The sequence below is a fragment of the Streptomyces sp. bgisy130 genome, from assembly GCF_057708345.1.
Window position 1 is genome coordinate 26,020 of the sequence record NZ_JBYISA010000055.1, and the last position, 8,338, is coordinate 34,357.

Genomic DNA, 8,338 nt, shown 5'->3' on the forward strand with positions numbered 1-8,338 from the left:
GCCCACAGCCGGCCTGCCCGGCCCCCGTACGCCAGCACCCCGGCCTGCACACTCCCCGCGCCCCCTCACGCGCACCCCAGCACCCGCCCGAGCCCGGCCCGAGCCCGGCCCCGGCCCCGGCCCGCACCCTCACCTACCCGCCAGCCCACCGACTCCCCTCAGCCCACCACCTCCTCAACCCACCAACTCCCCTCAAGCCACCAACCCACCCCCACCACCCCCCGGCCCCCGAAACGTGCTCCGATACGCCCGCGGCGACACCCCCAGCGCCGTCTGGAGATGCTGCCGCAGCGAGGCCGCCGTCCCGAAGCCCGCCTCGGCCGCGATCCGGTCCACCGTCAGCTCCGTCTCCTCCAGCAACTGCCGGGCCCGCTCGATCCGTTGCTGCGTCAGCCACTGGAGCGGCGAGATGCCGACCTCCTCCCGGAACCGCCGGGTGAAGGTCCGTACGCTCATCGACTCCCGCGCCGCCAGCTCCCGCAGGCTCAGCGGCCGGTCCAGGTGCTCCAGCGCCCAGGCCCGCGCCACCCCGGTGGACGAGATCTGCGGCTCCGGCACCGGCCGCCGGATGTACTGCGCCTGCCCGCCCTCCCGATGGGGCGGCACGACCGTCCGCCGCGCCACGTCGTTGGCCACCGCCGCCCCGTGATCGCACCGGACCATATGCAGACACAGATCGATCCCGGAGGCGACCCCGGCCGCCGTCAGCACCTCGCCCTCGTCCGTGTACAGCACATCCGCGTCCAGCTCGACGGCCGGGAACAACGTGCGGAAGTCCGCCACCGAGCGCCAGTGGGTGGTCGCCCGCCGCCCGTCCAGCAGCCCGGCCGCGGCCAGCACGAACGCACCCGTGCAGATGGACGCGATCCGGGTCCCGGGCCGAATACGGCCCAGCGCCTCGGCCATCGCCGGGCTCAGCCGCCCGGCACTCCGCTCCGCCGTTTGGTCGTAGTCCGCCCCGGCCGCCGGTACGACCACGGTGTCGGCCTCCGCCAGCGCCTCCGGCCCGTGCGCGACATTCACCGTGAAGTCCGTGTCCGTCCGCACCTCACCTGGCTCCAACGCGCAGGTCACCAGCTCGTACAGCGGCTCCCCGGCCGCCGACCGGGCCTCCCCGAAGATCCGGTGCACGATGCCCACCTCGATCGGCAGCATCCCGTCCCGCACCAGCACCGCCACGCGATGCCGCCGCCCGCTCCCCACAACGGCCCGCACCCGCCGACCCGCCCCACCACCACTGCCCCGGCTACCGCTACCGCTCTCCACTACACCCATGGCCCGATCCTTGCACACCATGGCCATCGGGCCACTCGTTCGCCGCCCCGCCCCCGCGGAGAGTGGAGGGCATGAAGGTCCTCTGGCTGTTCGCCCACCCCGACCAGCGCTCCCTGAGCGGCGCCCTCAAGGACGAGGGCCTGCGCGCCCTCGCCGCCCAGGGCCACCAGCACCGCGTCTCCGACCTGTACGCCATGAAGTGGAACCCGGTGGTCGACGCCGCCGACTACGGCCACGACCCGGCCGACCGCCTACTCATCGGCCCGGCTTCGGAACGCGCCTATACGGACGGCCACTTGGCCCCCGACATCCGCGCCGAACAGGACAAGCTCGACTGGGCCGACACCTTGATCGTCCAGTTCCCCCTCTGGTGGTACGGAATGCCGGCCATCCTCAAGGGCTGGTTCGACCGCGTCTTCGTCAAGGGCTTCGCCTTCGGGCTCACCGACCCGGCCACCGGCCGCCCCCAGCGCTACGGCGACGGAAAACTCACCGGCAAACGGGCCATGGTCATCACCACCGCCGGCGCCCGCGCCGCCACCCTCGGCCCGCGCGGCGTCAACGGAGACCTCAACGACCTCCTCTTCCCCCTCCAGCACGGCACCCTCTGGTACACGGGGATGTCCGTCGTCCCGCCCCTACTGATCCCCGGCGCGGACCGCACCACCCCGACCGCCTACGCGACCGCCGCCACCCGCCTGCGCGAGCGCCTGCGCACGCTTCCCACCACCGAGCCGCTCCCGTTCCGCCACCAGAACAGCAGCGACTACGACGACGAGCTCCTGCTCCACCCCGACCTGGCCCGGCTGCCCCCGCCCCGCACCGGTCCGGCCGTCCACTACACGGCCCCGCCGCCACCCGTCCACGGATGATCCGCACACAGAAAACCGCACACAGAAAAGCCGCAGGCCCGGTGGAAGTGATTCCACCGGGCCTGCGGCGTCAGTAGCGGGGACAGGATTTGAACCTGCGACCTCTGGGTTATGAGCCCAGCGAGCTACCGAGCTGCTCCACCCCGCGTCGGTGAAATGAACACTACGCGACTCCCCCGGCAATACCTAATCGTTTTCCGACCACCACCCCGCCCCCGCTCAACTACTGCCCTGCACACCCCTGTTGAAGCTCCTTTGAAAAACTGCCCTCCATGACCCCCACCCATCACCCCACAGCCCCCGCCCACCCCGCACACCCCACCCGCCATCGCCGGCGTCCTACGTGACTTGGCCACCGCCGTCGAACCGGCCCGGGTGACCGTCGTCTACGTCCACGACGACCCCGCGACCGCACTCCGCCGCGCCGTCGATCGCGAGGGCCCCGACTGGGAGACCTGGTACGTCACCAAGCTCGCCGCCTCCCCGGGCACCCGCTCCGTCCACGACCTTCCCTCGGCCGCCACTCACCTCCACCGCGAGGCCGCCCTGACCCGCCGCCTACTGGCCGCCACCCCCTGGAACGTCCTCCCCGTGGACATCACCGACCGCGACGCCCACCACACGGCCCAGCACGTCCGCCGCCACCTGGCCGCCGTCTTGGACGTCACCCCCTGAGGACGTACGGCGACCGCCCAGCCGCACTCCCGGGAGGACACCCGGCAGACCGTCCCGCCGCTCCCGGGGCGGTGCCCGGCCAGGGCCGCCCCGGCGATCAGCCCCGCCGGATGCCGTCGGTCGGTCAGCGCCTACCGCAGCCCGGCCAGACTCCTGGCGACCGCGGGCAGCCTCTCCAGGTTGACGTAGTCATGGACGCCCACCAATACGGCCTCCGAGCGGGCCGGGTCCGACAAGACGGCCACGGCTACTCGCCGTCTCCGTCCGCCGCCACCGGAGCAGCCGCACCGCTCTCGTTCCAGACCCGCAGAATCTGCTCCACCGTCTCGGGAGAGCTGTCATGCAGCGTCACCACCACACCGTCCCGCTCGAGCCGTATCTGCGGCGGCCGGGGCCGCGAGCCCCGCCAGGTGGCCACAGCGGTGATCAGGCTGCCCAGCGCAATGCTGTTGGCGACCACGACATTGACGAGATCCAGCCCCCCGCCCATATGCCCCGGCTCCGGCTGTCCCGCCCCCAGCGAAACCCGTACCTGCCCCCGCAACTCAGGCTCGGCCACCAGCCACCGGTACAACGACACCGCCCCCTCGGCATCCTCCAACCCACCCCCGAACGACAGATTGACCTCCACCACCCGGCCCCTCCCATCGCCACCACTCCCACTCCCACTCACCATAGAAGCGCACCCCCCACCCCGACGGAGTTTTCCCCAGGCCCACCCCTCCCCAAGACCACGGGGTTATCCCCAGGGAGAGGGTCAGGCCCTGCCCGATGGATCAGGGCCGGGCCCTCGGCCGTGGCACGGCGAACGGTGCCGGAGGTCATGCCCCGTCGGGCCGGGCCAGTCCCGTCTGGTAGGCGATGACCACGAGTTGGGCCCGGTCACGGGCGCCCAGCTTGGTCATCGCGCGGTTCGCGTGGGTCTTGGCGGTGAGCGGAGTGACGAAGAGGCGCTCGGCGATCTCGTCGTTCGACAGGCCGGCGGCGACCAGGGTGACCACCTCGCGCTCGCGCGGGGTGAGTGCGGCCAACTGCGGTGCTGCGGCCCGTCCGGGGGGTGGTGCGGGCTGGGCCAGGAAACGGGCGATCAGGGCCTTGGTCGCGGTCGGCGAGAGCAGGGAGTCGCCGGCGGCGACCACACGGATGGCGTCGAGCAGTTCGTCCGGGTTGATGCCCTTGCCGAGAAAGCCGCTCGCCCCGGCGCGCAGGGCCTCCGCGACGTACTCGTCGTTCTCGAAGGTGGTCAGCACCAGGACCTTCACACCGGCGAGATCCTCGTCCTCGCCGATCAGCCGGGTCGCGGCGAGACCGTCGAGGTCGGGCATCCGGATGTCCATCAGCACCAGATCGGCGCGGTGGCTGCGGGCCAGGTCGACTGCCTCGCGGCCGGTTGCGGCCTCCGCGACGACCTCCATGTCGGAGGCGGAGTCGATGAGCATCCGGAAGGTGCCGCGCAGGAGGGCCTGATCGTCGGCGAGCAGCACACGGATGGTCATGGTCAGCCCTTTCGGCCGGGGCGCAGCGGTAGTTCGGCCTCGATACGGAAGCCCCCACCGGGGCGCGGTCCGGCGGCGAGGGTACCTCCGGCGGACTTGGCCCGCTCCCGCATACCGATCATGCCGTGGCCGGTCCCGGCCTCAGGAGTTCCTTCGATGCCCGCGACGGCAGGGCTGGTGCCACGGTTGCTTCCCTCGGTACCACGGCCGTCGTCCTCGACGGCGATCCGCAGGACATCGGTGCGGAAGTCCAGACGGACCCGCGCCGATGCCGGGCCGGCGTGCTTGTGCGTGTTGGTCAGGGCCTCCTGGATGATCCGGTAGGCCGTCAGGTCGGTGATCGGTGACAGCTCGCCCGGTTGCCCGGTGCGCTCCAGCGCAACGTGGAGGCCGGAGTGGCGGAAGGAGTCCAGCAGAGCGTCGAGACCGGCGAGTCCGGGCGCCGGTTCGCGGGGCTCGACCGGGTCTTCGCCGTACCGGAGCAGTCCTACGGTGGCACGCAGTTCGTCCAGCGCACCCCGGCTGGTGTCCCGGATCCGTTCGAGCGCCTGGTAGGCGTGCTCGGGGTCGGTGCGCATGAGGTGGTGAGCCACGCCCGCCTGGGCGTTGACCAGGGTGATGTGGTGAGCCACGACATCGTGCAGCTCCCGGGCGATCCGGAGGCGTTCCGCGGTGACCCGGCGGCGGGCCTCTGCCTCCTTGGTGCGCTCGGCCCGCTCGGCCCGCTCCATGGCGGCGGCGAGCACTTGGCGGCGGCTGCGGACGGCGTCGCCGATGGCCACCGCCATGAGCGTCCAGGCAATCAGGGCAAGGGACGACGGGAGCTTCTCCGCCAGGGCAGGGGACTGCGGAAGCTGTTCCACGCCCGGGCGGAGGAGCAGCGACCCGGTGATGAGCGCGGCTGCTGCGAGTAGGCCGGCGGCCCACGCCGTCCGCCGGCCGGTGCGGATCGCCACCGTATAGAGAGCGACGGCCGTGGCGGCGGGCGTCGGCCTGGGGAGCTGGGACAGGGGCAATTGGGCCAGAGACATGGCCACGGTCACTGCGACCACGGCAAGTGGCCAGCGGCTTCGGACGAGCAGCGGCACACAGGAGAGCGCGAGGGCGGCGAGGGACCAGGAGACCGCAGCGTGGTCGATGTAGGCGAAGGCGAGGGTCAGCGGGGAGGCCAGGAGGAAGCAGGCCACCGCGACGGCCAGGTCGACCATGGGGGGCCGGGCCGCCCGCCGCCACTCCCCCAGCCGGTCGGTCATCTGCACTCTCCCACGGTACGCAGCCCCGGCCGGACCGGCGATGACGGCGGTCCGGCCCTGCGGTGCGTACGGCTTCATCGGACGAGGCGGACCGTGCGTACCGGCCTGTCGTGCGGCAGCCGGCTCACCTCGCGACGCCGTTCCCGGTGAGGTGACTGCGGTACTCGCGCAGGGCGCGTGCGCTGTTCCAGCCGAGCGCGCCCACCACGCGGCCGTCCACCTTGTAGAGCGCGACGAATTTACGTGCCTGTGGATCCCCGTCGACGACTTCGACGGCCGCGTCGGAGGGGCACCAGCCGCAGGTTTGGATCTTGGCGTCGTACTGGTCGGTCCAGCCGAACGGGACCGGTGCGTAGGGCACTGCCTCCGCCGGGCCGGCCAGGAGGTTCCGGGCTGCAGTGATGGCCTGTTGGGTGGCGTTGGTGCGTTGTTCGAGGCGGACTCGGCCGCCGGTCGCGGGATGCGGCCAGTTGGCGACGTCCCCTGCCGCGTACACCCCGGGTGCGGCTCGGCAGGTGCTGTCGCAGAGCACCCCGTCACCCAGCGGGAGCCCGGAGCCGGCCAGCCAGCCGGTCGCCGGCACCGAGCCGATCGCGACCACGACGACGTCGGCGGGCAGCCGGCTGCCGTCGTCGAGGGTCACGGCGGTGACGCGGCCGTTCTCGCCGGTCATGCCGGTGACATGGCGGCCCATGCGCAACCGGACACCGTGGTCCCGGTGCATATCGCCCACCAAACCGCCGACCCAGGTGCCGACTTGCCTGGCCATCGGGGCGGGCTCGACGTCGACGAGGGTGACGTCCAGGCCGAGACCCTGCGCGGAGGCCGCGATCTCGCTGCCGAGGAATCCGGCGCCGATCACCACGACACGGGGACCGGCCAGCAACTGGGCGCGCAGCGTCAGGGTCTCGTCCAGGGTGCGCAGCACATGCACGCCGGCCAGTTCGTGGCCGAAGGGCAGGCGACGGGGGCGCAGCCCGGTGGCGATGATCAGGCCGTCGTATCCCAGCCGGTCTCCGTCCGCGAGGGTGACGACGCGGTCCGTCGTATCGAGACCGGTCGCCCGGCACCCCAGACGCAGGGTCATGTCCAGCCGTTGGATGTCGGTGTCCTGGCGCAGGGTGGACCGATGCGGCTCCCAGTCGCCGGCCAGCACCTGCTTGGACAGCGGTGGCCGGTCGTACGGGAGCTGCAGTTCGTCGCCGACCATGGTCAGCGCCCCGGTGAAGCCCTCGCGCCGCAGGGCGTCGGCCGCGGTGAGACCCGCGGCCGACGCGCCCACCAGAACGATGTGGTCCATGGTGGGCACTACTCCACCACCTCGATGGCCAGCGCGGGGCAGCGGGCGGCGGCATCCTTGACCTGGGGCAGCAACGCGTGCGGCGGGACGGCGTCGAGCAGGACGACGATGCCGTCCTCGTCCCGCTGGTCGAAGACGTCGGCGGCGGCCAGCACGCAGGTGCCCGCGCCGACGCATTTGCCCTCATCGATGAGGATTTTCATGTGGTTCTCCGTGTGGTGTGTGGTTCGGCGATGCGCTGGGTGTGTGGCGGTTTCACCAGGTCACAGGCAGTTTGTGGACGCCGTAGACGAGCATGTCGTCGCGCATGGGCACCTCCTCCACCGGAACCGCCAGCCGCAGCGTCGGGAACCGGTCCAGGAGCGCGGACAGGGCCGCCTTCATCTCCGCACGGGCCAGCTGCTGGCCCAGGCACTGGTGGATGCCGTGGCCGAACGCCAGGTGCGGGCTGTGCCCCCGGGCCACATCCAACAGCTCCGGGTCGTCGGCGACGTGTGCCGTGTCCCGGTTCCCGGATGCCAGGGAGGCGACCACCATGCTGCCTTCCTTGATCTGGCGGCCGTGCAGTTCCACGTCCTCCAGCGCCGTACGGCGGACCCCGAACTGAATGATCGACAGGTAGCGCAGCAGTTCTTCGACGGCGCCGTCCATCAGTGAGGGGTCGGCGCGCAACGCTGCCAGCTGCCCGGGGTTCTGCAGCAGGCACATGGTGCTGAGCGCGATCATGTTCGCGGTCGTCTCGTGCCCGGCGATCAGCAGCAACACCCCCACGCCGATCAGCTCTTCGTCGGTCAGCTCCCCGGACCGGACCAGCTCGCTGAGGATGTCGTCGGTGGGGTTTTCCCGCTTGGCGAGCACCAGTTGGTGGATGAATCCGCGCATCGCGGCCTGTGCCTGCCGGACTTCTTCGGGGCTGGAATTCAGCCGGACGATCGTGGCCGAGTTCCGCTGGAACTCCTCGCGGTCGGCGTAGGGCACCCCGAGCAGCTCGCAGATCACCAGCGAGGGAATCGGCAGCGCGAAGGCCTGGACGAGGTCGACCGGGCCCTCGGCGGCGGCCATCGCGTCCAGCTGCTCGGCGACGATCTTCTCCACCGCCGGCGTGAGCTGCCGCATCCGGCGCACGGTGAACTGCCCGGTGAGCAGCCGCCGGAACCGGGTGTGCTCCGGCTCGTCCATCATGATGAACATCCCCGGCGGCGGCGCCGGTACGTCCTCCCCCTCGGGGCTGCCGGGCCGCAGGATGCCGCGCTTCGCGCTGAACCGCGGGTCGGAAAGTACGGTCCGCACGTCGTCATACCTGGTGACCAGCCAGCCGGCGGCACCGTCCGGGAAGGTCATCGGCGCGACCGGCTCCTGCTCCCGCAGCGTCCGGTACTCCTCCGGCGGGTCGAAGGGGCAGCTCCGCACCGTGGGCTGCGACTTGATGGGCTGGGTCTTCGTAGGCTGGGCATTCGTCACGGAAGG

Annotated in this window: 9 protein-coding genes and 1 tRNA gene; 2 read left to right on the forward strand and 8 right to left on the reverse strand. The window is 71.7% G+C overall.

From position 1 onward, the window contains the following. Positions 1-192: 192 nt before the first annotated feature. The gene (locus tag AC3EUV_RS35650) at positions 193-1,302 is read right to left on the reverse strand and encodes a GlxA family transcriptional regulator (RefSeq protein ID WP_432140451.1); all 1,110 of its coding nucleotides are present in this window, start codon (positions 1,300-1,302) and stop codon (positions 193-195) included. Positions 1,303-1,346: 44 nt separating this feature from the next. Here AC3EUV_RS35650 and AC3EUV_RS35655 point away from each other — a divergent pair, with 44 nt between their 5' ends. Further along, entirely contained in the window at positions 1,347-2,147 is an 801-nt protein-coding gene (locus AC3EUV_RS35655; protein ID WP_432140452.1) for an NAD(P)H-dependent oxidoreductase, read from the forward strand. Positions 2,148-2,221: 74 nt separating this feature from the next. On the opposite strand, the gene AC3EUV_RS35660 is transcribed toward AC3EUV_RS35655, so the two are convergent. Then, positions 2,222-2,295, reverse strand: a tRNA-Met gene (locus tag AC3EUV_RS35660). A 200-nt stretch (positions 2,296-2,495) separates the two neighbouring features. Between AC3EUV_RS35660 and AC3EUV_RS35665 the strand changes: the two genes are divergently transcribed. Further along, positions 2,496-2,822 (forward strand): hypothetical protein, encoded by a 327-nt coding sequence (locus AC3EUV_RS35665; RefSeq protein WP_432140453.1) that lies wholly within the window; start codon positions 2,496-2,498, stop codon positions 2,820-2,822. 247 nt (positions 2,823-3,069) lie between these two features. Here the strand turns inward: AC3EUV_RS35665 and AC3EUV_RS35670 are convergent, their stop codons facing one another. The 6 genes from AC3EUV_RS35670 to AC3EUV_RS35695 all read right to left on the reverse strand — a co-directional run bounded on the left by AC3EUV_RS35670 (position 3,070) and on the right by AC3EUV_RS35695 (position 8,332). Further along, positions 3,070-3,456, reverse strand: coding sequence for an effector-associated constant component EACC1 (locus AC3EUV_RS35670; RefSeq protein WP_432140454.1), 387 nt, complete (start codon positions 3,454-3,456; stop codon positions 3,070-3,072). A gap of 187 nt (positions 3,457-3,643) precedes the next feature. Beyond that, complete coding sequence (locus AC3EUV_RS35675) at positions 3,644-4,318, reverse strand: response regulator transcription factor (protein ID WP_432140455.1); 675 nt, start codon at positions 4,316-4,318, stop codon at positions 3,644-3,646. 2 nt (positions 4,319-4,320) lie between these two features. Next, complete coding sequence (locus AC3EUV_RS35680) at positions 4,321-5,571, reverse strand: sensor histidine kinase (RefSeq protein WP_432140476.1); 1,251 nt, start codon at positions 5,569-5,571, stop codon at positions 4,321-4,323. A 124-nt stretch (positions 5,572-5,695) separates the two neighbouring features. Then, positions 5,696-6,871 carry an NAD(P)/FAD-dependent oxidoreductase gene (locus AC3EUV_RS35685; RefSeq protein ID WP_432140456.1) on the reverse strand — a complete coding sequence of 392 codons (1,176 nt, stop codon included), beginning with the start codon at positions 6,869-6,871 and terminating at the stop codon, positions 5,696-5,698. An 8-nt stretch (positions 6,872-6,879) separates the two neighbouring features. Next, on the reverse strand, positions 6,880-7,074 hold the full coding sequence (locus tag AC3EUV_RS35690; RefSeq protein WP_432140457.1) for a ferredoxin: 195 nt from the start codon (positions 7,072-7,074) through the stop codon (positions 6,880-6,882). 52 nt (positions 7,075-7,126) lie between these two features. Continuing rightward, positions 7,127-8,332, reverse strand: a complete 1,206-nt coding sequence (locus AC3EUV_RS35695; RefSeq protein ID WP_432140477.1) for a cytochrome P450 — start codon at positions 8,330-8,332, stop codon at positions 7,127-7,129. Between the last annotated feature and the right edge of the window lie 6 nt (positions 8,333-8,338).

Coding starts and splice junctions, on each gene's coding strand:
- AC3EUV_RS35650 (WP_432140451.1), bottom strand. CDS start 1,302: ATGGCCATGGTGTGCAAGGATCGGGCCATGGGTGTAGTGGAGAGCGGT.
- AC3EUV_RS35655 (WP_432140452.1), top strand. CDS start 1,347: ATGAAGGTCCTCTGGCTGTTCGCCCACCCCGACCAGCGCTCCCTGAGC.
- AC3EUV_RS35675 (WP_432140455.1), bottom strand. CDS start 4,318: ATGACCATCCGTGTGCTGCTCGCCGACGATCAGGCCCTCCTGCGCGGC.
- AC3EUV_RS35680 (WP_432140476.1), bottom strand. CDS start 5,571: ATGACCGACCGGCTGGGGGAGTGGCGGCGGGCGGCCCGGCCCCCCATG.
- AC3EUV_RS35685 (WP_432140456.1), bottom strand. CDS start 6,871: ATGGACCACATCGTTCTGGTGGGCGCGTCGGCCGCGGGTCTCACCGCG.
- AC3EUV_RS35690 (WP_432140457.1), bottom strand. CDS start 7,074: ATGAAAATCCTCATCGATGAGGGCAAATGCGTCGGCGCGGGCACCTGC.